Here is a 25,679-nt window from a genome sequence, read left to right as displayed (position 1 = left end):
TGCGCTGGTGGAAAAACTGGGCATTATCCGTGGCTGGGCGCGCGTTGCCAACCTTTGGCAGGCACGTGCCCAGGCACGGGGCAACTTGAAAGCCTTCGCTGGGCCTGATGCAGCCGCGCGCGGCGTGGCGCTTCAAACGTGCCTTCAGTAAAGATCCACCGGGTCGACGTCCACCGACCAGCGTACCTGGCGCCCGCTTGGCAGTTGCTCCAGCACCAGTAGCCAGGCGCTGATGAGGCGGTGCAGAGGGGCACGGGTACTGGCCTGCAGCAACAGTTGTGCGCGAAAGCGCCCCGCTCGACGCTCCATGGGCGCCGGTACCGGGCCAAGCAGTTCGATGCCGGGCAGGCACTGCTGCGCCATCAGGCGCTCGGCCGCTGTGCAGGCTTCATCCAGAAACGCCTCGGCCTGCCCTGGCTTGTGCGCTTCGGCGCGCAGCAGGGCCAAGTGCGAAAAGGGCGGCAAACCGGCGGCGCGGCGTTCGTCGAGCGCCTGTTTGGCGAAGGCAAAATAGCCCTGCTCGGTCAGTTGAACCAGCAAAGGGTGGTCTGCCAAGTGCGTCTGGATGATGACCTTGCCAGGCTCTTCCGCCCGTCCTGCACGGCCAGCGACCTGTACGATCAATTGGGCCATGCGTTCACTGGCGCGGAAGTCCCCGGAAAACAGACCGCCATCGGCATCGAGAATGGCAACCAGCGTCACCCGGGGAAAGTGATGCCCTTTGGCGAGCATCTGCGTACCGACCAGCAGGCTTGGCTGGCCGCGTTGAATGGTTGTGAACAGTTGGTGCATCGCGTCCTTGCGCGAGGTGCTGTCGCGGTCCACGCGCAGCACGGGATAATCCGGGAACAACACCTTCAGGCGCTCTTCGGCGCGCTCGGTGCCGGCCCCGACAGGGCGCAGGTCCACGTGCTTGCATTGTGGGCAGTGATGCGGCAGCCGCTCGTCGTAGCCGCAGTGGTGGCAGCGCAGCACGCCGGAGCGCTGGTGGACCGTCATGCGCGCATCGCACCGTGGGCATTCGGACAGCCAGCCGCAATCGTGACACAACAGGGTTGGCGCAAAGCCACGGCGATTGAGGAACACCAGTACCTGCTGTCCCGCCTCCAGGGTCTGGCCAATGGCCTGCTGCAGCGGGCCGCTGATGCCGCTGTCCAGCGGCAGGCTTTTCACGTCCAGGCGCAACATGCGTGGTGCACGCGCACCGCCTGCGCGCTGGGTCATGTGCAGTAGCCGATAGCGGCCGCTTACTGCATTGTGCAGGGTTTCCAGGGAGGGTGTGGCCGAGCCAAGCACGATCGGCACGTTCTCCTGATGCGCGCGCACCAGCGCCAGATCCCTGGCGTGGTAGCGCAGGCCCTCCTGCTGCTTATAAGAGCCGTCGTGTTCCTCGTCGATGATGATCAGGCCCGGGTTCTTCATGGGCGTGAACAAGGCCGAGCGTGTGCCGATGATGATGTCTGCCTCGCCGTCACGCGCCGCCAGCCAGGCATCGAGGCGCTCACGGTCGCTGACGTTCGAGTGCACGAGGGCAATGCGGGCGTTGAAGCGCTGCTCGAAACGCGCCAGTGTCTGCGGCCCCAGGTTGATCTCCGGGATCAGTACCAGGGCTTGCTTGCCTGCTTCGAGCGTTTCGCGAATCAGTTGCAGGTAAACCTCGGTCTTGCCGCTTCCTGTGACGCCCGCCAGCAGAAAAGCGCCGAACTGCCCGAAACCGCCGAGCACCGCATCGAAGGCATCACGCTGTTCTTCGTTCAGGGGCAATTCCGACTGCGCCAGCCAATGCTCACGCCGTTCGGCCGGGCGCTGACGGCGTATTTCGACGCACACCAGCTCCTTGGCCAACAGCAGGTCAAGGCTGTCCTTGTTGAGGTTGAGCTTCGACAGCACGCTGTGGGCCACCCCATGCGGATGCTGAGCCAGGGTCTTGAGCGCATCGCGTTGGCGAGGTGCACGCGCGATGCGCGGGTCTTCAAGGCGAGCGCCCGGCGCTGCATGCCAGAAACGTTCCTGGCGCATCTCGGCAGGTTCACCCTGACGCAGCAGGGTAGGAAGCGCCCAGCTCAAGGTGTCACCCAGGCTGTGCTGGTAGTACTGGGCGGTCCACAGGCACAGCTTGAACAGCGAGGCTGGAATGGGCGATACCGGGTCGAGCAGGGCGCTGGCTGGCTTGAGCTTGTCAGCCGGCACCTCGCTTTCGGCACACACTTCTACCAGGACGCCGATCATCTCGCGCCGCCCGAACGGCACGCGCAGGCGCATGCCAGGCATCCATGTCTGGTTCGCCATGCCGACCGGCGCCTTGTAGTCGAACAGGCGGCGCAGCGGAGAGGGCAGGGCAAGGCGCAGGATGACGTCGGGCACGCGAATGGTCTCGGGGGGCGTTTCAGAACTGGCGAGCCTAGCAGACGACGGTCGGTACAAGCGACAACTTGCGCTGGCGCCATGCTCTGGTATTATTTGCCGCCTAATTACGTGCGGTATTCAACAATTGGTGTTGGGTGGCGGCACGCAGCTCGAGGAAGTGACCATGAAAGCTGATATCCATCCGAACTACGAAGCAGTTGCTGTCACCTGCAGCTGCGGCAACAAATTCGAAACCCGTTCGACCCTGGGCGATACCCTGTCGATCGACGTTTGCAACCTGTGCCACCCTTTCTACACCGGTAAGCAGAAAGTCCTGGACACCGGCGGCCGCGTACAGAAGTTCGCCGATCGCTTCGGCATGTTCGGTACCAAGAAAGACTGATGCGCGTGGCGAACCCTTTGGGTTTCGTAGCGTTGCAGAAAAAAGCGCCCCTTGTGGGCGCTTTTTTTATGCTCGTTTGCTGGGCATCCCAGGCGCTGGCTTTCTGCCCGCCCCCGGCACGTGCGCAATGGGTCGCCGTACGGCATGTGGTCGATGGCGACACCGTGCGTTTGGTCGATGGCCGCAGTGTGCGTCTGATCGGGATCAATGCCCCCGAAATCGGCCGCAAGGGGCAAGCGGATGAGCCTTTTGCCCAGGCTGCCCGAAAACACTTGCAAGCATTGATCAAGGCCAGTGACGGGCGCGTTGGCTTGGTACGCGGTAAGGAAGGCAAAGACCGGTACGGTCGCACGCTGGCCCACCTGTACAGCCGTGAGGGGCATAACTTAGAGGCGCAGCTGCTCAGCGAAGGCCTTGCATACCGTATCGCCTTTGCACCCAATACTGAGCTCAGCCGCTGCCAGCAAAGTGCCGAGTCAATTGCGCGTCAGGCGGCTGTCGGTGTGTGGAAGCGCTCACCGGTGGTGCCCGCCCATGCAGTGCGCAGGCCAGGTTTTGCGCTGGTGTCAGGCCGCGTCACCGCCATCGAACGGAGCCGCGCGGGCATTCGAGTGACCCTCGACAGCGCCATGACGCTTCACATACCCGCTCGTCTGCGCCGTGCATTCCCCACAGGTTTCTTCGATAACCTCAAGGGGCAAAAGGTCGAGGCCAGGGGTTGGATTCGCAGCGGATCACGTAAGGCTTCCTACACGTCAGGTCAGCGACGCTGGCAGCTGACTCTCACAGACGTCAGCATGCTCGACCGTGTACAGAGATAAAAAATGTAGACATTTCTACAGCAGATTGTACACACTGAAGCCTGCATGCCCCGTGGGTTGTAGCATAAAGTCTTAGGCTAGAGGCCTTGACACGAGTGACCGGCCAGTCTTGTGACGGCTGGACTCTTTGCGTATCCTCGGCGGTCCGTCAGAACAGCCAATAGCGGAATGCCCAACATGTCAGACCTGAAAACCGCCGCTCTCGAATATCACGCTCACCCTCGTCCAGGGAAACTGAGCGTCGAGCTCTCCAAGCCCACCGCCACCGCCCGTGACCTCGCCTTGGCTTACAGCCCAGGTGTGGCAGAGCCTGTGCGCGAGATCGGTCGTGATCCGGAGCTGGCCTACAAGTACACCGGCAAAGGCAACCTGGTTGCCGTGATTTCCGATGGTACTGCCATTCTCGGTCTTGGCGATCTGGGTCCGCTGGCGTCCAAGCCTGTCATGGAAGGCAAGGGTGTTCTGTTCAAGCGTTTCGCCGGTATCGACGTGTTCGACATCGAAGTCGAGTCCGAGAGCCCGCAAGCCTTCATCGATACCGTACGCCGCATTTCGATCACCTTCGGTGGCATCAACCTTGAAGACATCAAGGCGCCAGAGTGCTTCGAGATCGAACGCACCCTGATCGAGCAGTGCGACATTCCGGTCTTCCACGATGACCAGCACGGCACCGCCATCGTAACGGCCGCCGGCATGATCAACGCCTTGGAAATCGCCGGCAAGACCCTCGAAGACGCCAAGATCGTCTGCCTGGGCGCTGGTGCAGCGGCCATTTCCTGCATGAAGCTGCTGGTCAGCATGGGTGCCAAGGTCGAGAACATCTTCATGATCGACCGCAGCGGCGTTATCCACGCTGGCCGTGACGACCTGAACCAGTACAAGGCGCAGTTCGCGCACGCGACCGACAAGCGTACCCTGGCCGATGCCCTCGAGGGTGCTGACGTGTTCGTGGGCCTGTCCGGTCCGAACCTGTTGAGCGCTGAAGGCCTGAAGTCGATGGCCGCCAACCCGATCGTGTTCGCCTGCTCGAACCCCGATCCCGAGATCGCCCCCGAGTTGGCCCATGCCACGCGCGACGACGTGATCATGGCCACCGGTCGTTCCGACTATCCGAACCAGGTCAACAACGTACTGGGCTTCCCGTTCATCTTCCGCGGCGCGCTGGACGTTCGAGCCAAGCGTATCAACGAAGAAATGAAGATCGCCGCTGCCATCGCCCTGAAAGACCTGGCCAAGCAGCCGGTTCCCAAGGAAGTGTGCGAAGCCTACGGTGTGGATGGCCTGGAATTCGGCCGTGAGTACATCATTCCCAAGCCGCTGGATGCACGCCTGATCACAGTCGTCTCCGACGCCGTGGCCAAGGCTGCCATCGAGTCGGGCGTCGCTACGCTGCCGTATCCGAAGCATTACCCGCTCAAGAATGTTAACGACGTGTTCAACGGCTGATCGTCGTTCTGCACTAACCAACCCGGCTGTCATGGCCTGATGCTGTATACGTGGGGCTGCGAAGCGGCTCCAACGATATCAAGACAGCATCAAGCCATGACTGCCGGGTTTTTTCATGGCTGTAAAACGAAGGGTTCGCGGGAAATCGCCGGCATCGCGCCATAAAGCCAGGGCCGCATTGCAGCCCTGTCAGGGTTCCGGTTGGATATCAGAAGAGATCCATTGGCGTTGCTTCATCGGCTGGAAGCGGGCTACCCGGTGCAGTCCCGTTACCCAGTTCATCCACCGAGGGTGGCGAGTCCTCTGCCTTGAACAGCTCGAAATAGGCATTGGGCGTACTTGCCGAGGCAGCACGGCCACTGACCGGATCGACCCGCAGGCTCAGGATGCCTTCAGGCTGCGCAGGCGGGTGCTCCGGCCGGCCTTGCAGGGCAGGGCCCATGAAGCCCATCCAGATCGGCAGTGCGGCAGTGCCACCGTATTCCCGACGACCCAGGGTTTCGGGCTGATCGAAACCAACCCATACCGTGGTCACGTAATCGGCGTTGTAGCCCGAGAACCAGGCATCCTTGGATTCGTTGGTGGTACCGGTCTTGCCTGCCAGGTCGGTGCGTCCCAGTGCCAGGGCTCGGCGGCCCGTACCGCGCTTGATGACGTCCTGCAGCATGCTGGTGAGGATGTAGGTAGTACGGCCGTCGATGATGCGCTCGGCCACTGCCGGGGCTTGTGGTGCGGGCGCCTGATCGAGCGCGGCAGGGGGCTCACCCGGCATCTGCCCAGTGCTGATGGGCTGCTCGGGAGCGGCTAGTCCGGCATTGTCTTCCGAACCCTGGGGAACGCGTGGCGGGTTGGCTGTGAACAGCGTCTCGCCATTGCGGCTCTCGATACGGTCGATCAGGTAGGGCGAGATCTTGTAGCCGCCGTTGGCGAACGTACTCCAGCCGGTGGCGATCTCCATCGGCGTCAGTGTGGCGGTACCCAGTGCCAGCGACAGGTTACGTGGCAGGTCCTGCTTGTTGAAACCGAACTTGGCGATGTAGTCGATGGTGCGGTCGATGCCCATGGCCTGCAGCAACCGGATCGAAACCAGGTTGCGTGACTTGTACAGGGCTTCGCGCATGCGAATCGGGCCGAGGAACGTATTGGTGTCGTTCTTGGGGCGCCAGACCTTGTCCACCGATTCGTCGACGAACACGATCGGCGCGTCATTGACCAGGCTGGAAGCGGTGTAGCCGCTGTCGAGCGCTGCGCTGTAGATGAAGGGCTTGAAACTCGAGCCAGGCTGGCGCTTGGCCTGCATGGCACGGTTATAGTTGCTCTGCTCGAACGAGAAGCCGCCGACCAGTGCACGGATGGCGCCGCTGGTTGGGTCCAGGGTGACGAGCGCGCTCTGGGCGCTGGGCACCTGGCTGAATTTCAACGACCCGTCATCCAGGCGCTGCAGGCGCACCAGATCGCCGACCTGGGCAACGTCTGCCGGCGACTGAGGTGCACGGCCCTGGGCATTGGTGTTGATGAACGGACGCGCCCACTTCATGGTGTCCCAGGCCACGGTCTGTTCCTTGCCGTTGCGGGTCAGCACTTGAATGCCGGTCTTCTCGACGCGGGTAACGATGGCCGGTTCCAGTCCACCCAGTGTGCGCTGCCTGGCCAGTTCGTGGCTCCAGGCCGCCACGGTGCGCCCAGGGAATCGGGCCTCGGGGCCGCGGTAGCCATGGCGCTGATCGTAGTCGGTCAACCCCTTGAGCACCGCCTTGTTGGCGATTTCCTGGGTGTCGCTCGGCACGGTGGTGGTCACGCGCAAGCCTTCGGTGTAGGCGTCGCTGCCGTAGCGGCCGACCATCTCGGCGCGGGCCATTTCGGCGACGAAGGGCGCATTCACCTCCGGCGTGGGCACGTGATAGCGGGCGTTCAGCGGTTCGGCCAGGGCGGCCTGGTAGCTTGCCTCGTCGATCTTGCCGAGCTTGTACATGCGGCCCAGGATCCAGTCACGGCGCTCCTTGGCGCGGACCGGGTTGGCCAGCGGGTTGAAGCGTGACGGCGCCTTGGGCAGGCCCGCAATCATCGCCATCTGCGCCAGGCTCACGTCACGGATCGACTTGCCGTAGTAAACCTGGGCGGCGGCATCGATGCCGTACGCGCGGTTGCCCAGGTAGATCTTGTTTACGTACAGCTCAAGAATTTCGTCCTTGGTCAGCTCGCGTTCGATCTGCAGTGCCAGCAAAATCTCGTTGGTCTTGCGCGAGAAACTGCGTTCGCTGGTCAGGAAGAAGTTCTTCGCCACCTGCATGGTGATGGTGCTGCCGCCGGTCTGGATGTGGCCGGTCTTGACCAGCTGTGTGGCCGCGCGCATGAGGCTGCTGGGGTCGACGCCATAGTGGTTGAGGAAATTGTCGTCCTCGGCCGACAGAAGTGCCTGAATGAACTGTGGCGGAATTTCCGAGAAGCGGATCGGGGAGCGGCGCATTTCGCCAAATTCGGCGATCAGCTTACCGTCGCTGCTGAACACCTTGAGGGGGATCTGCAACTGGATGCTTCTGAGCGAATCGACCGAAGGCAGGTTGGGGCTAAGATACAGAAACGCACCGCTCACACCGAGTACGAGCGCGCAGATGGCTGCGACGGAAGACCACCAGAAGAACTTAAGCAGACGTATCAAGGCTTTTCGGTGTCCAGGTTGTGAATGGATTGCACGCAGGCCCGGCGGGCCGGAAAACGCCGGGCATTATAAGCATTTTTCGCCACGCCGGGGTTACCGCCCGGGCTGCTCGTCGTCTGGCGGCGGCCGGGTTCAGGGAACGCCCCAGGGGGTATCGAGCGCAGGGAGGCCGCGATGCTTGGACGCTTTAGCAAGGATGCCGGTTCATTTACAGGGATTGAAATCGTCGAGAATGCGGTGCGGGTGGTTCAGTTGCGCAAGCGCAAGCGGGGCTTTGAGGTGCTGTGCCAGACACAGGAATCCTACCGACAGCCAGCGGCCACCACCTGGATGGCCCAGCCAGCACATGCTGCAGCTGCGCTGCGGCGCGCCTTCGAACGTCACGGTCTACGCCAGCATCGAGTGGCCATGGCGCTGCCAGCCGACCAGGTGATCTGCAAGCCGTGCCGCCTGCCGCGCCAGGCTTGTGAGGAACAGATCGAAGCGCAGTTGCTCGCCGAAGCCGAGCGGCTACTGCCTTTTGCACTGGATGACTTGGCCATGGATTTTCATGTGCTGGGTCCTAGCCTTGATGAGCCGAACAGTATCGACGTGATGGTGGCGGCTTGCCGGCAAAGCACGCTGGCACTGGTGCAATCGATGGTGACGCAAGCGGGGCTGCAATTGGAAGCCGTCGAGGTCGACACAATCGCCCTTACCCGCCTGTTACCGCTTGCATTTTCGGATCAGGCCGCCTTGTTGCGGATCGATCGGCAAAACATTGTGCTGCATCGCTGGCAACCCCAGGGCGTCTGCCAGCGATGGGAGTGGACGGCGACTGAACCCCTGCTGCCGGGCGAGTTGCCAGAGCAGGTTGCCGCGGCGCTCGTGTCGCAGGGGTTGCCGGCAGACCTGTGGGTGTCAAGCGGTGCCTGCATGACCCATCGGCACCTGCAGGCGATGAGCGAAAGGCTCAACGTACGTTGCCGGCCGTTGCCTGCACCCGGCGGGCTCGAATGTCTCGGCGGCCCCATGCTGCTTGCCAGCACGCTGGCGGCAGGAGGGTTGCGGGCATGATCCGGTTCAACCTGCTGCCTTGGCGCGAGCGGCAGCGGCAAGCGGCCATTCGGCGCTTTCGCAACCAGCTGTTGGCAAGCGCATTGGCAGCCCTGTGCGCCGTGACAACAGTCGATCAGCTGGCGCGTCAACGGGCCCACTTGCAGGCGGCTGATAACAAGCAGCGTGCGGCTGAATTGGCGATCCTGAGTGAGCCGACAGCGTCCAGGGCAAAGCTGCAGGACCAGCACGCCAAGTCGTCGAGCCAGCTTTCCCGGCTTGAGACGCTGCGCGCTGAGCAGCGCATCCTGGAGGGGTTGTTCATGGACCTTGAGCGCTCCCTGCCAACTACTGTGCAGTTGTTGGGCTTGCAATTTGAAGCCAGCCACCTGCAGATAACGGGCCTGGCTCCCTCTGGCGCCGTGATCGCCCAGTTCATGCGGGACCTGGGTCGCTCGGGCATGTTGATCGACCTGCAACTCAAGCAGATCAAAAGCCTGCCCCGTGCCGATCAGTTCCTGCTGACAGCACGCGTCGCGGCGTCCTGGTCATGAAACTGCAGGCGGCCTTTGAGCGCGCGTCGGCGTTCGGGCAGTCCGTGCGGGCCAAGCGCATGGCGCCAGTGCTGCTGGCCTGTTGTCTGTTCGCCTTGGGCTGCGCGATACGCTTGCCAGCAGCGCTGCAGCAAATGGACCGGGAGCAGGCCAGGGCCCAGGCGCTGGATGAGCGGCAATCGGCCTTGAATGCAGAACGCGCGGGGCTCGACAGCCTGCGCGCCGCGGTGGCTGAGGCCGAGCAACGCCTGCAGGTGGCCCAGTGGAACATGGCAGCCGGCCAGAACATGAGCGACCTGGTGGATCACATCGCGGCGTTGGGCCGCGCCCACGGCTTGCTCATCGAGCTGCTGCGGGTGCAAGAGGCGCAAACCCACGGTGATTACCAACAGGTGCCGCTGGAGCTGCGAGTCAAAGGCGATTATGCCGGCGTGCGGCAATGGTTGTTCGAGTGGCTTGGCCAGGCTCGGCTGCTGCGCACTGGCGACATGAGCCTGGATCCTGTCACCGGGCAGCCTGGCATGGTGCAAATGCGGCTGCAGGTCGATGCCTTCCAGGCAACCGTCCCAACGCTGCCGGCACAGGCATTGGCCCAGCTGCCGGCACGCATGCCCGTGGCGGCACCGCACGTCGATCCATTCAGGCCGCCGCAGGACCAGCTGCCTGATCGCGGGCTGGCAGGCGTGCGGCTGTCCCAGGTGCGCATGGTTGGCAGTCTGTCGCGGGCACAGGCTCACGAAGCGCTGTTGATGGCAGCCGGTAGGGTTCATCGAGTACGCCTGGGTGACCGGGTCGGGCGCGATCAAGGGGTCGTTGCGCATATCGATTCGGGTCAGGTGGAAATTCGCGAACACTGGTTCATGGACGGTGCATGGCACGAGCGCGTTGCGTTTATCTCTATGGCAACACCTGCGGGCAAGGAGGCCCTGATCCTGGATGAGCAAGACATGGAAATGGCTACTCGCAACCCTGCTGTTGCCGTTGACGGCAATGGCCGCCCCCTACCAGGGTGAACAATTGTCACTGAATTTTCAGGATGTCGAGGTACGCGCCGTGCTGCAGGTGCTTGCCGACCATGCCGGTATCAACCTGGTCGCCAGCGACGACGTCCAAGGGAGCGTCACCTTGCGGCTGGAAGATGTCCCCTGGGATCAAGCGATCGACCTGGTATTGCGCAGCAAGGGCCTGGGTCGACGCCAGGAAGGCAATGTACTGCTGATCGCACCGCTTTCGACCCTGAACGCGCAGTCGTTCGAGGGCACCGCAAATTCACTCGACGTACAACAACAGCCCATGCGTCGAGAACTGATGCGTATCCACTATGCCAAGGCCGCAGATTTGTCCGAGCTGTTGTTGGCGAGCCTGTCTGAGGACGGCATCCTTGCCGGCAGGGGCAGCCTGGGTGTGGATGAGCGTACTAACACGCTGGTTGTCCACCAGCCGGCGAATCGACTTGCCGAGATTCGGCAACTGATCGCCCAGTTGGATGTGCCCGTGCGTCAGGTCGCGATCGAAGCCCGTATCGTGGAGGCCAACGTCGACTACCAGAAAGGCCTGGGGGTGCGATGGGGCGGCGACCTCTACAGCGCCGTGCCGAGACCGGGCAAGGACCTGTTCGTAGACCTGGGCGTCGAGCGGGGCAGCAGCAGCCTTGGCGTCGGTCTGTTGCGCGGCGACGTGCTCCTTGATCTTGAGCTCAGCGCCATGGAAAAGAGCGGTGAGGGCGAGATCATCTCGCAGCCCAAGGTAGTGACCGCTGACAAGGAGACGGCGCGGATACTCAAAGGTACCGAGGTGCCTTACCAGCAGTCCAACAAGAACGGCGCGACAACCGTGTCGTTTCGCGAGGCTTCGCTTTCACTGGAAGTAACGCCGCAGATCACGCCCGATGACAGTGTCGTCATGACCGTGAGAGTGACCAAGGACGAACCTGACTACGTCAATGCCCTGAATGACGTCCCGCCCATTCGCAAGAACGAGGTCAATGCCAAGGTCAGGGTCGAGAACGGGCAGACGATCGTGATCGGAGGCGTCTACTCGACCACGCAAAACAATGTGGTGGACAAGGTGCCATTTCTTGGCGATCTGCCGTATGTTGGACGGCTGTTTCGACGCGATGTACTACAAGAGAAAAAATCCGAGCTGCTGGTCTTCCTGACTCCGCGTATCATGAGTGACCAGACGATTGCTGTGAGTCGTTGATTCTGTGCGAAATTTGATACTTGTGGGGCCCATGGGTGCTGGTAAAAGCACCATCGGGCGCCTATTGGCCAAAGAGCTGCGCCTGCCATTCAGGGATTCCGACAAGGAAATCGAACTGAGGTGCGGTGCCAACATCCCGTGGATCTTCGACAAGGAAGGCGAGCCGGGTTTCCGTGACCGCGAGCAGGCCATGATCGCCGAGTTATGCAGCCTCGATGGCGTGGTCGTTGCCACAGGCGGCGGGGCTGTCATGCGCGAGGCCAATCGCCGCGCGCTGCACCAGGGCGGCCGGGTGATCTACCTGCATGCCTCGGTCGAGCAGCAGGTCGGCCGCACCGCTCGGGATCGCAACCGGCCATTGCTGCGTACCGCCAACCCGGAGGCGACACTGCGCGCCTTGCTCGAAACCCGAGACCCGCTCTACCGTGAAATTGCCGATCTGGTGGTGCAAACCGACGAGCGGCCACCGCGGATGGTAGTGATCGACATTCTCGAGCGCCTGCAGCAGTTGCCGCCCCGTTAACCCGGGACTATTCTCGGCCTCCTGCGCCAAGGCGAGATTCAACGATACCGCGTGGCTTGCCTGCCAAAGGCGCCGTGCACCAGCTCATTGTGGGGATACATGCAGACACTGAAGGTCGACCTGGGCGAGCGCAGCTACCCGATCTACATTGGCGAAGGCCTGCTTGACCAGCCTGAGTGGCTGACGCCGCATATCGCGGGCCGTCAGGTTGCCATCGTTTCCAATGAAACTGTGGCGCCGCTCTATCTGGAGCGCCTGAGCAAGACCTTGGGGGCTTACAGCGTACTGCCGGTGGTACTGCCTGACGGTGAGGCCCACAAGAACTGGGAAACGTTGCAGCTGATCTTCGATGGCCTGCTGACGGCCCGCCACGATCGGCGCACTACCGTCGTGGCCCTCGGTGGCGGCGTGATCGGCGACATGGCAGGTTTTGCCGCGGCGTGCTATCAGCGCGGCGTGGATTTCATCCAGGTGCCCACCACCTTGCTGTCGCAGGTGGATTCGTCGGTTGGCGGCAAGACCGGCATCAATCACCCACTGGGCAAGAACATGGTCGGCGCGTTCTACCAGCCCAACGCCGTGGTGATCGACACCACGACGCTCGGGACCCTGCCAGCCCGTGAGCTGTCTGCCGGGTTGGCCGAAGTCATCAAGTACGGTTTGATCTGTGACAAGCCTTTCATGGCCTGGCTCGAAGAAAATATGCCGGCGCTGCGCAGTCTTGACCCAGTAGCGTTGACCGAAGCCATCCGTCGCTCGTGCGCGGCCAAGGCAGCCGTCGTAGGGGCTGACGAGCGCGAGTCGGGTGTTCGGGCCACGCTCAATCTTGGCCATACCTTCGGCCACGCCATCGAAACCCATATGGGCTATGGCGTCTGGCTGCATGGCGAAGCCGTGGCAGCAGGTACGGCCATGGCGCTGGAGATGTCCATGCGGCTGGGCTGGATCACTCAGGCCGAACGCGACCGCGGCATTGGCTTGCTGCTGGAAGCAGGCTTGCCCGTGGTGCCCCCACAGGAAATGACCCCGGCGCATTTCATGGAACACATGGCGGTCGACAAGAAGGTGCTGGACGGCCGTCTGCGCTTGGTGCTGCTGCGCCAGCTAGGCGAGGCCGTGGTCACCGACGACTATCCCAATGAGATTCTTCAGGCCACGCTGTCGGCGGATTACCGCGCGATCGTGGCCCAGCTTTGAGGTTGTGACAGCGCAATGACCAGTTTGCACGCCGATGAGGCCTTTCTCGACCATTACCAACTGAGCCACGACCCGTTCGCACCACGCGTACCGGGCTTCAAGTTCTTCCCCGCCCAGCGCAAGCCGGTTCTGGCACAGCTGCACCACCTGGCTCGCTACAGCCACCTGATGCTGGTGGTCACCGGGCCTCTGGGCAGCGGCAAGACCCTGCTGCGCCAAGCGCTGGCGGCCAGCACCAACAAGCAGTCGGTGCAGAGCGTCGTGGTGTCGGCCCGCAGTGCCGGCGATGCTGCCAGTATTCTCGGCCAGATCGCGCAATACCTGGATGTGGCCGAGCCGCAGGTGCAGAGCATCCTGTCCAAGATGGTGCAACTGGCCCTGACTGGCCAGGAAGTGTATCTGCTGGTGGACGATGCGGAACAACTGGACGAGTCGGCACTCCAAGCGTTGCTGGAATTGGCGGCAGGCGTTCCCGAAGGGCGTCCGCATGTATTCCTGTTCGGTGAGCCATCGCTGATCGCAGGGCTCGATGAGTTGAATATCGAGGAAGAGCGCTTCCACATCATCGAACTTGCGCCGTACAGCGAGGAAGAAACCCGCGAATACCTCGAACAGCGCCTGGTGGGTGCCGGCCGGGGTATCGAGGTGTTCAGCCGGGAGCAGATCGCCGATATCCATGAAAATGCCGATGGGTGGCCTGGCACTATCAACCAGGTTGCCCGTGACACTCTGATCGAAGCCATGATCGCCAGCCGCACGCCGGCAAAGCGACCAGCCATGGGGTTCAAGATGCCTAAAAAACACGTACTCGCGCTATCCGCCGTGGTCGTCGTCGCCGTGGCCGCAGCGGTGTTGATGCCCCGCAAGGGCGACAAGGCCCCTGAAGATGCACCTGCAGCCCAAGCCCAGTTGCCCCTTGGCGACGGCAATTCCAGCGCGGCAATCGAGTTCTCCGGCTCGTCCCAGCCCAAGCCCCTGCCGTTGGGCGGGCAGTCGCAACCGGTGATGCGTGAACCGTTGGCCCAGGCAGCAGGCATGGGCGAGGGCGAAGAGGGCAGCCCGGCGGGTGATACAGCGCTGCAACCGGGCAATCCGCCACCTACGGTCACCACCATCGCACCGCCACAGGGCGTGTCTGCAGGCCCAGCGCCGGCGCCTGCCCAGCCGGTTACCTCCACGCCCAAGCCGGCGGTCACGCAACAGCCCAAGCAGACCACGCCGGCCAAGCCTGAGCCTGCACCTACCCAGGTGGCGGTGGCCAAGCCCGCGCCCAAGGCTGCCGAGAAACCTACTGAAAAATCAGCGTCAGGTGGCAGCGGCAACAGCGCCTGGTACACCGGCCAGAAGCCGGGCAACTACGTGGTGCAGATTCTGGGGACCAGCTCCGAAGCGTCGGCCCAGGCCTTTGTGAAAGCCCAAGGTGGCGACTATCGCTACTTCCGCAAGTCCCTGCAGGGCAAGCCGCTGTACGTGGTCACCTACGGCAACTTCGCCAACCGCGATGCAGCTGTGGCCGCCATCAAGAACTTGCCAGCGAAGGTCCAGGCTGGTAAACCTTGGCCACGTACTGTCGCCAGCGTCCAACAAGAGCTGGCTTCGGCCCGCTGATACCTTCCGGGCAGCATCACCCCGCTGCCCTGTAGCCAAGCGAATTCTGGTTTTCGTCTAGCCTGCTGCGCCCAAGCGCGGCAGGCTTTTCTGTCCCGGGCTGTCGGCCACAAGCCACCCACGCAGCTCTGGCTGAATCGCTTCAGAGTCCAGTGAAGTCGCCACCTGGTTGGCGGCATCAATACATTCAAAAATGCGACATAAATTTTCAATGGTGAGACATGAAAATTTGTGAGTGTCGCTGTCGCTGTGCAACAATGGTTTTCCATGGCCACCGCAAAAAAGCTGGCGTTTGATCGGCGTGGATGGTAAGTGGTTGTTAAAAAAAGAGATTTGCCTCCGTTGAGGGGTGAACCTGGTGAGAATGTGTCTATGAAAACAGGTCTGTACCATCCCGAAGAATTCAAGGACAACTGTGGTTTCGGCCTGATCGCCCATATGACGGGCGAGCCCAGCCACCACCTTCTGCAAACCGCCATGCAGGCGTTGACCTGCATGACGCACCGCGGCGGTATCAACGCCGACGGCAAGACCGGCGACGGTTGCGGGTTGTTGATGCAGAAGCCCGATCAGTTCCTGCGTGCCATGGCCCAGGAACATTTTGCCGTCGAATTGCCCAGGCAGTACGCCGTCGGCATGGTGTTCTTCAACCAGGACCCGATAAAGGCAGAAGCGGCTCGCGCCAACATGGACCGTGAAATCCGCGCGGCTGGCCTGCAGCTGGTGGGCTGGCGCAAGGTGCCGATCGACACCAGCGTGCTGGGCCGCCTGGCCCTGGAACGCTTGCCACAGATCGAGCAGGTGTTCATCGGTGGCGACGGCCTGAGCGATCAGGAACTGGCCATCAAGCTGTTCAGCGCCCGTCGCCGTTCGTCGGTAGCCAACGCCCATGACGCCGACCACTACATTTGCAGCTTCTCGCACAAGACCATCATCTACAAAGGCTTGATGATGCCGCGGGACCTGGCTGCGTTCTACCCGGACCTGAGCGACGAGCGCCTGCAAACCGCGATCTGCGTGTTCCACCAGCGCTTCTCCACCAACACCCTGCCGAAGTGGCCGCTGGCGCAGCCCTTCCGCTTCCTCGCCCATAACGGCGAGATCAATACCATCACGGGTAACCGCAACTGGGCCATGGCCCGGCGGACCAAGTTCGCCAATGACCAGATCCCCGATCTCGAAGAGCTCGGCCCGCTGGTCAACCGCGTCGGCTCAGACTCCTCGAGCATGGACAACATGCTCGAACTGATGGTGACCGGCGGTATCGACCTGTTCCGTGGCGTGCGCATGCTGGTGCCGCCAGCCTGGCAGAACGTCGAGACCATGGACGCCGACCTGCGCGCCTTCTATGAATACAACTCCATGCACATGGAGCCATGGGACGGCCCGGCCGGCATCGTGATGACCGAAGGCCGCCACGCGGTATGCCTGCTCGATCGCAATGGGCTGCGCCCGGCGCGCTGGGTCACCACCACCAACGGCTACATCACCATTGCCTCGGAAATCGGGGTGTGGGGCTATCAGCCTGATGAAGTACTGGCCAAGGGCCGCGTCGGGCCTGGGCAGATCCTGGCGGTGGACACCGAGACCGGGCAGATCCTCGACACCGATGCCATCGATGACCGTCTCAAGTCTCGCCACCCGTACAAGCGCTGGCTGCGTCAGCATGCCACGCGGATCCAGGCGACCCTGACCGACGACCAGGGTGTGGCCAGCTACGACGCTGACCAGCTCAAGCAGTACATGAAGATGTTCCAGGTCACCTTCGAGGAGCGTGACCAGGTGCTGCGCCCCTTGGGTGAACAGGGCCAGGAGGCGGTCGGCTCGATGGGTGACGACACGCCGATGGCCGTGCTGTCGCAGCGCGTGCGCTCGCCGTACGATTTCTTCCGCCAGCAGTTCGCCCAGGTCACCAACCCGCCGATCGACCCACTGCGCGAAGCGATCGTGATGTCGCTGGAGATCTGCCTGGGCGCCGAGCGCAACATTTTCCAGGAGTCGCCGGAGCATGCCTCACGCGTCATCCTGAGCTCGCCCGTCATTTCGCCGGCCAAGTGGCGCTCGCTGATGAATCTGGAGCGCGACGGCTTCGAGCGTCAGTTGATCGATCTGAACTACGAAGAGGCCGTCGGGCTGGAAGCGGCTATCCGCAACATCGCCGACCAGGCCGAAGAGGCCGTGCGCGCGGGCAAGACGCAACTGGTGCTCAGCGACCGTCACATTGCACCCGGCAAGCTGCCGGTGCATGCTTCGCTGGCCGTAGGTGCAGTGCATCACCGCTTGACCGAGCAAGGCCTGCGTTGCGACAGCAACATCCTGGTGGAAACCGCCACTGCCCGTGACCCGCACCACTTCGCCGTGCTGCTGGGCTTCGGGGCCTCGGCTGTGTACCCGTACCTGGCCTATGAAGTGCTGGCCGACCTGATCCGCACGGGCGAAGTGCTGGGCGATCTGGACGAGGTCTTCAAGTACTACCGCAAGGGCATCTCCAAAGGCCTGCTCAAGATCCTGTCGAAAATGGGCATCTCCACGGTCGCCTCCTACCGGGGCGCCCAGTTGTTCGAAGCCATCGGCCTTGCCGAAGAAGTGGTCGGGCTGAGCTTCAAGGGTGTGTCGAGCCGTATCAAGGGTGCGCGCTTCGTCGATCTGGAAAGTGACCAGAAGCTGTTGGCTGCCGAGGCCTGGAGCGTGCGCAAGCCGATTCAGCAGGGTGGCTTGCTGAAGTTCGTCCACGGTGGCGAATACCACGCCTATAACCCCGACGTGGTCAACACCCTGCAAGCGGCCGTGCAGCAGGGCGACTTCGCCAAGTTCAAGGAGTACACCACGCTGGTCGACCAGCGTCCGGTGTCGATGATTCGCGACCTGTTGAAGGTCAAGGTGGCCGACCAGCCGTTGCCGCTGGAGCAGATCGAGCCGCTCGACGCCATCCTCAAGCGCTTCGATTCTGCCGGTATCTCGCTGGGTGCGCTGTCTCCAGAGGCTCACGAAGCCTTGGCCGAGGCGATGAACCGCCTGGGCGCGCGCTCCAACTCCGGCGAAGGCGGCGAAGACCCAGCCCGCTACGGCACCCTCAAGAGTTCCAAGATCAAGCAGGTGGCGACCGGCCGCTTTGGCGTGACCCCTGAATACCTGGTCAATGCCGAAGTGTTGCAGATCAAGGTGGCCCAGGGCGCAAAGCCCGGCGAGGGCGGCCAGCTGCCCGGCGGCAAGGTCAACGGCCTGATCGCCAAGCTGCGCTATGCCGTACCGGGCGTGACGCTGATCTCGCCCCCGCCGCACCACGACATCTACTCGATCGAAGACCTGGCGCAGTTGATCTATGACCTCAAGCAGGTCAACCCGCAGGCGCTGGTTTCGGTCAAGCTGGTGGCCGAGGCAGGTGTCGGTACCATCGCCGCTGGCGTGGCCAAGGCCTATGCCGACCTCATCACCATCTCGGGCTACGACGGCGGCACGGGCGCATCGCCACTGACCTCGATCAAGTATGCGGGCGCGCCGTGGGAACTGGGCCTGGCCGAGACTCACCAGACATTGCGCGGCAACGATTTGCGCGGCAAGGTCCGGGTACAGACTGACGGCGGCCTCAAGACCGGCCTGGACGTCATCAAGGCTGCCATCCTGGGTGCCGAGAGCTTCGGCTTCGGCACCGCCCCAATGATCGCGCTGGGCTGCAAGTACCTGCGTATCTGCCACCTGAACAACTGCGCGACCGGCGTGGCGACCCAGAACGACAAGCTGCGCAAGGATCACTACATCGGCACGGTCGACATGGTCGTCAACTTCTTTACCTTCGTTGCCGAGGAAACCCGCGAGTGGCTGGCAAGGCTTGGCGTACGCAGCCTTGGCGAGCTGATCGGGCGCACCGACCTGCTCGAGGTACTGCCGGGCGACACCGAGCGTCAGCACTACCTGGACCTGACCCCGCTGTTGGGCAGCTCGCACATTGCGGCCGACAAGCCGCAATTCTGCGAGGTGGACAGGAACCCGCCCTTCGACAAGGGCGAGCTTGCCGAGAAGATGGTCGAAATGGCCATGCCGGCTGTGCGTGACCAGGCCGGTGGCGAGTTCGCGCTCGACATCTGCAACTGCGACCGTTCCATCGGTGCGCGTGTCTCCGGTGAAATCGCCCGGTTGTACGGCAACCAGGGCATGGCCGGTGCGCCGATCACGTTCCGTTTCAAAGGTACCGCAGGCCAGAGCTTCGGCGTCTGGAACGCCGGCGGCCTGAACCTGTACCTTGAGGGTGACGCCAACGATTACGTCGGCAAGGGCATGACCGGCGGCAAGGTCACCATCGTGCCGCCGGCTGGCAGCCCGTTCGAAACCCAGCACAGTGCAATCGTCGGCAACACCTGCCTGTACGGCGCCACCGGTGGCAGGTTGTTCGCTGCCGGCACGGCGGGCGAGCGCTTCGCTGTGCGCAACTCTGGTGCCCACGCCGTGGTAGAGGGCACTGGTGATCACTGCTGTGAGTACATGACCGGTGGCTTCGTCTGCGTCCTGGGCAAGACCGGTTACAACTTCGGCTCTGGCATGACGGGCGGTTTCGCCTATGTGCTCGACATGGATAACAGCTTCGTCGACAAGCTCAACCACGAACTGGTGGAAATCCAGCGCATCAGTGGTGAAGCGATGGAGGCTTACCGCAGCCACTTGGCGCGGGTTCTTGCCGAGTATGTGGATGAAACCGGCAGCGAGTGGGGGCGTGAGCTCTCCGAAAACCTGGACGACTACGTACGACGTTTCTGGTTGGTCAAGCCCAAGGCCGCCAACCTCAAGCAACTGCTGTCCAGCACCCGCGCCAACCCGCAGTAAACAGCTGCACGTGACCAACCCTGGGCGCTCGAACCGAGCAGCCCAGGGTTTGCCCGGCTCAAGTGATCGTCTTGCGGCTTGCAGCGTGTAGCGTGCGGCTGCTGTTAAGAGGTTTTGAAAAATGGCTGAACGTCTGAACAACGACTTCCAGTTCATCGAAGTGGGTCGCAAGGACCCGAAGAAAAAATTGCTGCGCCAGCGCAAGAAAGAGTTCGTGGAAATCTACGAACCCTTCAAGCCGCAGCAGTCCGTGGAACAGGCGCACCGTTGCCTGGGCTGCGGTAACCCGTATTGCGAGTGGAAGTGCCCCGTGCACAACTTCATTCCCAACTGGTTGAAGCTGGTGTCCGAGGGCAACATCCTGGCGGCCGCCGAGCTGTCGCACCAGACCAACACCTTGCCCGAAGTCTGTGGGCGCGTATGCCCACAGGACCGTCTGTGCGAAGGTGCCTGCACCCTGAACGACGGTTTTGGCGCCGTGACCATCGGCTCGGTGGAAAAGTACATCACTGACACGGCCTTCGCCATGGGCTGGCGCCCGGACATGTCCAAGGTCAAGCCAACCGGCAAGCGCGTGGCCATCATCGGTGCCGGCCCGGCTGGCCTGGGCTGCGCAGACGTACTGGTGCGCGCCGGCGTGACGCCCGTGGTGTTCGACAAGAACCCGGAAATCGGCGGCTTGCTGACCTTCGGCATCCCTGAGTTCAAGCTCGAGAAAAGCGTGCTCAGCAATCGCCGCGAAGTCTTCACCGGCATGGGTATCGAGTTCCGCCTCAACACCAATGTGGGCACGGACGTGACCATGGAGCAGTTGCTGGCTGAGTACGACGCAGTCTTCATGGGCATGGGCACCTATACCTACATGAAAGGCGGCTTCCCTGGCGAGGACCTGCCAGGGGTGCACGATGCTCTGGATTTCCTGATCGCCAACGTCAACCGCAACCTGGGTTTCGAGAAGTCGCCTGAAGATTTCGTCGACATGAAGGGTAAGAAAGTCGTGGTCCTGGGTGGTGGTGACACGGCCATGGACTGCAACCGTACCTCGATTCGCCAGGGTGCCCAGTCGGTGACCTGTGCCTACCGCCGCGACGAAGCCAACATGCCGGGTTCGCGCAAGGAAGTGAAGAACGCCAAGGAAGAGGGGGTCAAGTTCCTCTACAACCGCCAGCCCATCGCCATTGTCGGTGAGGACAAGGTCGAGGGGGTGAAGGTGGTCGAGACGCGTCTGGGCGAGCCTGATGCGCGTGGGCGCCGTAGCCCGGAGCCGATCCCCGGCTCCGAAGAGATCCTGCCGGCCGATGCGGTGGTGATCGCGTTCGGCTTCCGCCCCAGCCCTGCCTCCTGGTTCGAGCAGCACGATATCCAGCTCGACAGCCAGGGCCGTGTGGTGGCGCCGGAGAAGAGCAGGTTCAAGCACCAGACCAGCAACCCGAAAGTGTTCGCCGGTGGCGACATGGTGCGCGGGTCGGACCTGGTCGTGACCGCGATCTTCGAAGGGCGCACCGCAGCCGAAGGCATCCTGGACTACCTGGAAGTCTAAGCGCGCCCTGGCAGGTCACGTGGGGTCGCTAGGCGGCCTCATTTGCCAGGGACAAGCGCCCAGACCTGCCCGGGAATGCTTGACCTGAAGCACGCAAAAAACAAAACGCATGGCCCCGACCGTGCCTTTTGTGTCGGTGTCTGAGAAAATGCCCCCACTATTTTTCCGGATGCCGACATGACTGCCCTGAAGAACGACCGTTTCCTGCGTGCTCTGCTCAAGCAACCCGTTGACGTGACCCCGGTCTGGATGATGCGCCAGGCCGGCCGCTATCTTCCGGAGTACCGCGCCAGCCGCGCCAAGGCCGGCGACTTCATGAGCCTGTGCAAGAACCCGCAGTTCGCCTGCGAAGTGACCATGCAACCGCTGGACCGTTACCCGCTGGATGCGGCGATCCTGTTCTCGGACATCCTCACCATCCCGGACGCCATGGGCCTTGGCCTGTATTTCGAAACCGGTGAAGGCCCGCGTTTCAGGAAGGTGGTCAGCACCCCGGCCGACATCGAGGCGCTGCCTGTTCCCGACGCGCAGAAAGACCTGGGCTATGTGATGGACGCGGTCAGTACCATCCGCCGCGAACTCAATGGTCGCGTGCCGCTGATCGGCTTCTCCGGCAGCCCCTGGACCCTGGCCACCTACATGGTCGAAGGCGGCTCTTCCAAGGATTTTCGCAAGACCAAGGCCATGGCCTATGACAATCCGCAGGCACTGCACCTGTTGCTGGACAAACTGGCGCAGTCGGTGACCACCTACCTCAATGGGCAGATCCTGGCCGGTGCCCAGGCCGTGCAGATCTTCGATACCTGGGGCGGCAACCTGTCGTCGGCGGCCTATCAGGAGTTCTCCCTGGCCTATATGCGCAAGATCGTCAGCGGCCTGATTCGCGAACACGACGGGCGCAAGGTGCCGGTGATCCTGTTCACCAAGAACGGCGGCCTGTGGCTGGAAAGCATTGCCGATGCCGGGGCCGATGCATTGGGGCTGGACTGGACCTGCGACATCGGCGATGCCCGTCGCCGGGTGGGTGACAAGGTCGCCTTGCAGGGCAACATGGACCCGACCGTCCTGTATGCCCGGCCGCAGGCCATTCGTGCGGAAGTGGCACGCATCCTGGCCAGCTACGGCCACGGCAGCGGCCATGTGTTCAACCTGGGCCACGGCATCACGCCGGAGGTCGATCCTGAAAACGCGGGCGCTTTCATCCACGCCGTGCACGAGCTGTCGGCGCAGTATCACCTGTAAGCCGGTTGTGAGAGCGCATGACGCTGCGTAGCCCGGCCGGGGCTGAGTGCAGCGAGATTGTCGCATTAAGTTTCAATTCAGCGGTGCTCGCTAGGCTGGTCCTACTCCAACAGAGATAGGACCCGCTCCCATGAAAGCACGCTACCTTGCCCTGATCCTTGCCCCCTTGTTCAGCACCGCTGCACTAGCGTCAGGCGGCTACACCGGCCCTGGTGCGCAGTCGATTGCCACCGTGGCCGCCGCCAGCGAGGCCGCGGACGATACGCCGGTGGTCTTGCAGGGCTACGTGACCCGCAAGCTCGACAACGATGACAAATACGAATTCAAGGACAGCACCGGCACCATTACGGTCGAGATCGATGACGAGGACCTGCCGCCCACACCATTCAATGACAAGACCAAGGTCAAGCTGATCGGTGAAGTCGAAAAACACTTGATGAGCCGCGAGGTGGACGTGGACCGGGTCGAGATCATCAACTGATCCAGTGATCCTGTCGCAGGCAGGCTCGCGGCGGATCCACTGCGAGCCTGCCTGCGTTGCCGCGTTCCCCTGCCTTCAGGCGGCCTTCGGCGCCAAGGTGCTCAGGCGCAACGCCACCATCAGGGCCACCGCCAGCAAGCATCCAATGAACAGGCCGATGCCGTTCCAGCCCCAATGGTGCCAGAACACCCCGCCAGCCGTGCCCGCCACGCTTGAACCGGCGTAGTAACAGAACAGGTACAGCGAGGAGGCCTGCCCCTTGGCTTTGAGCGCTCGTCGCCCGATCCAGCTGCTGGCCACCGAGTGGGCCCCGAAGAAGCCGAAGGTGAAGACAAGCATGCCCAGGATGATCAGCGACAGCGGCTGGGTCAGGGTCATGAGCAAGCCGCCGCCCATGACCACGATGCTGGCCCAGAACACCTTGCGCCGTCCCAGCCTGTCAGCTAGAGCGCCCACCTGGGCCGAACTGTAGATGCCAGACAGGTAGACGACCGACAGCAAACCCACCAGGGCTTGATTCATGTGATAAGGCTCGGCCAGCAAGCGGTAGCCGATGTAGTTGAACAGCGTGACGAAGGCGCCCATGAGCAGGAAGGCTTCGAGAAACAGCCAGGGCAGGCCGGCGTCCTTGAAGTGCATGAGGAACCCGTTGACCAGCGTGCGCGGGTTCAGGGTCTGAGGCTGGAAGTTGCGCGACTCGGGCAATGCCTTCCAGAACACGATGGCCGCCAGCAGTGCCAGGCTTCCCAAGGTGAGCAATGCCGCGTGCCAGCTGACGAAATCGATCAGCACGCCCGTGATCAGGCGCCCGCACATGCCGCCGATGGCATTGCCGCCGATGTACAGGCCCATGGCCAGGCCAATGTGCTGTGGGTGGATCTCTTCACTGAGGTAGGTCATGGCCACGGCCGCCAGCCCGCTCAACGACAACCCGACCAAGGCCCGAGTTGCCAGGACCAGCTCCCAGGTCGGCATCAGCGCGCTGGCTATCGTGGACAAGGCCGCGCAGCCCAGGGCCGCCACCATCACTGGCTTGCGGCCGATGCGGTCAGAGATCGGGCCCGTGACCAGCAGCCCAAGCGCCAGCATGCCAGTCGAGACCGAAAGCACCAGGCTGCTCTGTGCAGCGTTGATGCCGAATTCCTTCGACAGCAAGGGCATCATCGGTTGTACGCAGTAGAGCAGGGCAAAGGTGGCGAAGCCGCCGCTGAACAGCGCCAGTACCGTTCTCATGAACGCCGGGGTGCCCTTTTCGATCCAGGCGTCGTGCGAGGTGACAGGCTCGGGTTCGGGTTTGGTCGATACGAGGGCTACAGCGGTTTTCACGGGCAAGTACCTCAGAGGCAGTGAAAAAATCATATAGCTGGCTAATAATTAGGTCCAATATATTGTTCGACCTAATTAAGACGTTTCACGACCTATGAGAGGTGGGTGATGGAGCTGCGCCACTTACGCTATTTCGTCGCGGTTGCCGAGGAATTGCACTTTGGTCGGGCAGCCCAGCAACTGGGCATTTCGCAGCCGCCGCTTAGCCAACAGATCCTCGCGCTCGAGCAGGAACTCGGTGCGCGGCTGTTCGAGCGGACCAACCGCCGTGTCGAGCTCAGCGAGGCCGGGCGACTGTTTTTGGAAGAGGCTCGTCAGGTGTTGGCGCAGGTCGAAAAGGCCGCCGATGTCGCCCGCCGCGCACAGTTGGGCGAACTGGGTGAAATGAAGATCGGCTTCACATCCTCGGCCCCGTTCACATCGAAAATTCCCAAGGCGATTCATGCGTTCCGGCAGCGCTTCCCTGCCGTGCACCTGAACCTCATGGAAATGAGCAGCCGCGAAGTGGCGCAGGGCGTATTCGACGAGTCCATCGAAGTGGGGCTGATGCGCCCTATGCCGCTGGCCGACGGCCTGGTTGCGACCGAACTGTTTCGTGAGCCCTTGGTGGCAGTGATCAACGCCTCCCATGCGCTGGCCAACGGCGCCGAGCAGGGTGTGCACCTGGCAGCGCTGGCCCACGAGCCTTTCGTTTTCTTTCCACGCAGCTACGGCAGTGGTTTGTACGCGCAGTTACTGGATCTGGCGCGCCAGGCGGGTTTCAGTCCCCATTTCGCGCAGGAAGCAGGGGAGGCCATGACCATCATCGGCCTGGTGTCGGCGGGGCTTGGGGTGTCGGTGCTGCCGGCGTCCTATCAGCGCATGCGCATCGAGGGCGTGGTGTACCGCACCTTGCTGGACAAGCAGGCCACCTCGGCGGTCTGGCTGGTACAGCGCCAGTGCCGCAGGTCGGCGATGGCCGAGGCGTTTGCCGAGCTGCTCACCGGGCAGGTTCAGGGATGAAACCTGCCCGGTGAGCGGGGCGGGTCATCAGTTGACGCGGGCCAGGTCACCCTTGAGCGCAACACCGGCAATCACTGCACCGGCGTGGCATTCGTAGGTGGAAGCGTCCTTGCGCTCGTTGCGCTTGTAGTAGCTGGCGATGTTCGTCACGGCATTGGCGTTGGCCTTGCGAGCAGCGTCCTGCAAGGTCAGCAACGCGGATTGAAGGGCCCACTCGCAGGCAGCCTCGTCACTCTTGTTGAAGGCGTTGGTTTTCTTGTTGGTGACCGAGTTGGGGCTGATCACGGTGACCTTGCCGCGCGGCTTTACGCCGGCCAGGTAGAATTTGACCGAGCCATCGAGCTTCTTCTCGGCGAGCATCTGCTGCACCACCTTTTCGAACGGCAGGTACAGCGCCGTGTCGCGAGCCTGGCTCAGGCCGGGTAGGGCAGCGAGCAGCAGGGCGGTGGCAGCGGTCAGGGTTTTCAAGCGCATCG

At 62.6% G+C, this 25,679-nt stretch carries 19 protein-coding genes; 15 read left to right on the top strand and 4 right to left on the bottom strand.

Going from position 1 to position 25,679, the window contains the following annotated elements; all coding sequences use genetic code 11:
• Window positions 1-144 precede the first annotated feature (144 nt).
• Window positions 145-2,364 (bottom strand): primosomal protein N', encoded by a 2,220-nt coding sequence (locus tag FS767_RS02535; RefSeq protein ID WP_144964076.1) that lies wholly within the window; start codon window positions 2,362-2,364, stop codon window positions 145-147.
• 166 nt (window positions 2,365-2,530) lie between these two features.
• Between FS767_RS02535 and rpmE the strand changes: the two genes are divergently transcribed.
• The 3 genes from rpmE (at window position 2,531) to FS767_RS02520 (ending at window position 5,016) form a co-directional block, all read left to right on the top strand.
• Entirely contained in the window at window positions 2,531-2,749 is a 219-nt protein-coding gene (gene rpmE / locus FS767_RS02530; RefSeq protein ID WP_144964075.1) for a 50S ribosomal protein L31, read from the top strand.
• On the top strand, window positions 2,749-3,570 hold the full coding sequence (locus FS767_RS02525; protein WP_144964074.1) for a thermonuclease family protein: 822 nt from the start codon (window positions 2,749-2,751) through the stop codon (window positions 3,568-3,570). The genes rpmE and FS767_RS02525 overlap by 1 nt, the downstream gene beginning before the upstream one ends.
• 177 nt (window positions 3,571-3,747) lie before the next feature.
• Window positions 3,748-5,016: a malic enzyme-like NAD(P)-binding protein gene (locus tag FS767_RS02520; protein WP_144964073.1), complete on the top strand. Its 1,269-nt coding sequence runs from the start codon at window positions 3,748-3,750 to the stop codon at window positions 5,014-5,016.
• 208 nt (window positions 5,017-5,224) lie between these two features.
• Here FS767_RS02520 and FS767_RS02515 read toward each other — a convergent pair whose 3' ends face one another.
• The gene (locus FS767_RS02515; RefSeq protein ID WP_144964072.1) at window positions 5,225-7,675 is read right to left on the bottom strand and encodes a penicillin-binding protein 1A; all 2,451 of its coding nucleotides are present in this window, start codon (window positions 7,673-7,675) and stop codon (window positions 5,225-5,227) included.
• Between the two features lie 174 nt (window positions 7,676-7,849).
• Here FS767_RS02515 and pilM point away from each other — a divergent pair, with 174 nt between their 5' ends.
• The 11 genes from pilM (at window position 7,850) to FS767_RS02460 (ending at window position 22,875) form a co-directional block, all read left to right on the top strand.
• The gene (gene pilM / locus FS767_RS02510; protein ID WP_144964071.1) at window positions 7,850-8,731 is read left to right on the top strand and encodes a type IV pilus biogenesis protein PilM; all 882 of its coding nucleotides are present in this window, start codon (window positions 7,850-7,852) and stop codon (window positions 8,729-8,731) included.
• Window positions 8,728-9,264 carry a PilN domain-containing protein gene (locus tag FS767_RS02505; RefSeq protein WP_144964070.1) on the top strand — a complete coding sequence of 179 codons (537 nt, stop codon included), beginning with the start codon at window positions 8,728-8,730 and terminating at the stop codon, window positions 9,262-9,264. Before pilM ends, FS767_RS02505 begins: the two co-directional genes overlap by 4 nt.
• Window positions 9,261-10,277: a pilus assembly protein PilP gene (locus FS767_RS02500; protein ID WP_144964069.1), complete on the top strand. Its 1,017-nt coding sequence runs from the start codon at window positions 9,261-9,263 to the stop codon at window positions 10,275-10,277. Before FS767_RS02505 ends, FS767_RS02500 begins: the two co-directional genes overlap by 4 nt.
• Window positions 10,201-11,466, top strand: a complete 1,266-nt coding sequence (locus tag FS767_RS02495) for a type IV pilus secretin PilQ (protein ID WP_144964068.1) — start codon at window positions 10,201-10,203, stop codon at window positions 11,464-11,466. The genes FS767_RS02500 and FS767_RS02495 overlap by 77 nt, the downstream gene beginning before the upstream one ends.
• Before the next feature lie 4 nt (window positions 11,467-11,470).
• A complete protein-coding gene (aroK, locus tag FS767_RS02490) occupies window positions 11,471-11,989 on the top strand; it encodes a shikimate kinase AroK (protein WP_027913510.1) in 519 nt (172 codons plus the stop codon).
• A gap of 99 nt (window positions 11,990-12,088) precedes the next feature.
• Window positions 12,089-13,186, top strand: coding sequence for a 3-dehydroquinate synthase (aroB, locus tag FS767_RS02485; RefSeq protein WP_058602920.1), 1,098 nt, complete (start codon window positions 12,089-12,091; stop codon window positions 13,184-13,186).
• A 15-nt stretch (window positions 13,187-13,201) separates the two neighbouring features.
• Window positions 13,202-14,794, top strand: a complete 1,593-nt coding sequence (locus tag FS767_RS02480; protein WP_144964067.1) for an SPOR domain-containing protein — start codon at window positions 13,202-13,204, stop codon at window positions 14,792-14,794.
• Window positions 14,795-15,166: 372 nt separating this feature from the next.
• Window positions 15,167-19,612, top strand: coding sequence for a glutamate synthase large subunit (gene gltB / locus FS767_RS02475; protein WP_144964066.1), 4,446 nt, complete (start codon window positions 15,167-15,169; stop codon window positions 19,610-19,612).
• Between the two features lie 121 nt (window positions 19,613-19,733).
• A complete protein-coding gene (locus FS767_RS02470; protein ID WP_058602923.1) occupies window positions 19,734-21,152 on the top strand; it encodes an FAD-dependent oxidoreductase in 1,419 nt (472 codons plus the stop codon).
• Window positions 21,153-21,329: 177 nt separating this feature from the next.
• Complete coding sequence (hemE, locus tag FS767_RS02465; protein WP_144964065.1) at window positions 21,330-22,394, top strand: uroporphyrinogen decarboxylase; 1,065 nt, start codon at window positions 21,330-21,332, stop codon at window positions 22,392-22,394.
• A gap of 130 nt (window positions 22,395-22,524) precedes the next feature.
• The gene (locus FS767_RS02460) at window positions 22,525-22,875 is read left to right on the top strand and encodes a YgiW/YdeI family stress tolerance OB fold protein (RefSeq protein ID WP_058602925.1); all 351 of its coding nucleotides are present in this window, start codon (window positions 22,525-22,527) and stop codon (window positions 22,873-22,875) included.
• Between the two features lie 75 nt (window positions 22,876-22,950).
• Here FS767_RS02460 and FS767_RS02455 read toward each other — a convergent pair whose 3' ends face one another.
• Window positions 22,951-24,108 (bottom strand): MFS transporter, encoded by a 1,158-nt coding sequence (locus tag FS767_RS02455; protein WP_241493063.1) that lies wholly within the window; start codon window positions 24,106-24,108, stop codon window positions 22,951-22,953.
• Between the two features lie 201 nt (window positions 24,109-24,309).
• On the opposite strand from FS767_RS02455, the gene FS767_RS02450 reads away from it, so the two are divergent.
• Entirely contained in the window at window positions 24,310-25,203 is an 894-nt protein-coding gene (locus FS767_RS02450; protein WP_144964064.1) for a LysR family transcriptional regulator, read from the top strand.
• Window positions 25,204-25,230: 27 nt separating this feature from the next.
• Here the strand turns inward: FS767_RS02450 and FS767_RS02445 are convergent, their stop codons facing one another.
• Window positions 25,231-25,677, bottom strand: coding sequence for a hypothetical protein (locus FS767_RS02445; protein WP_027913518.1), 447 nt, complete (start codon window positions 25,675-25,677; stop codon window positions 25,231-25,233).
• Window positions 25,678-25,679 lie beyond the last annotated feature (2 nt).

This window comes from Pseudomonas sp. DE0010 (assembly GCF_007680745.1).
Taxonomy (GTDB): domain Bacteria; phylum Pseudomonadota; class Gammaproteobacteria; order Pseudomonadales; family Pseudomonadaceae; genus Aquipseudomonas; species Aquipseudomonas parafulva_B.
Note: the sequence above shows the minus strand (reverse complement) of the source record. Positions and strands in the feature narration are given on the sequence as shown.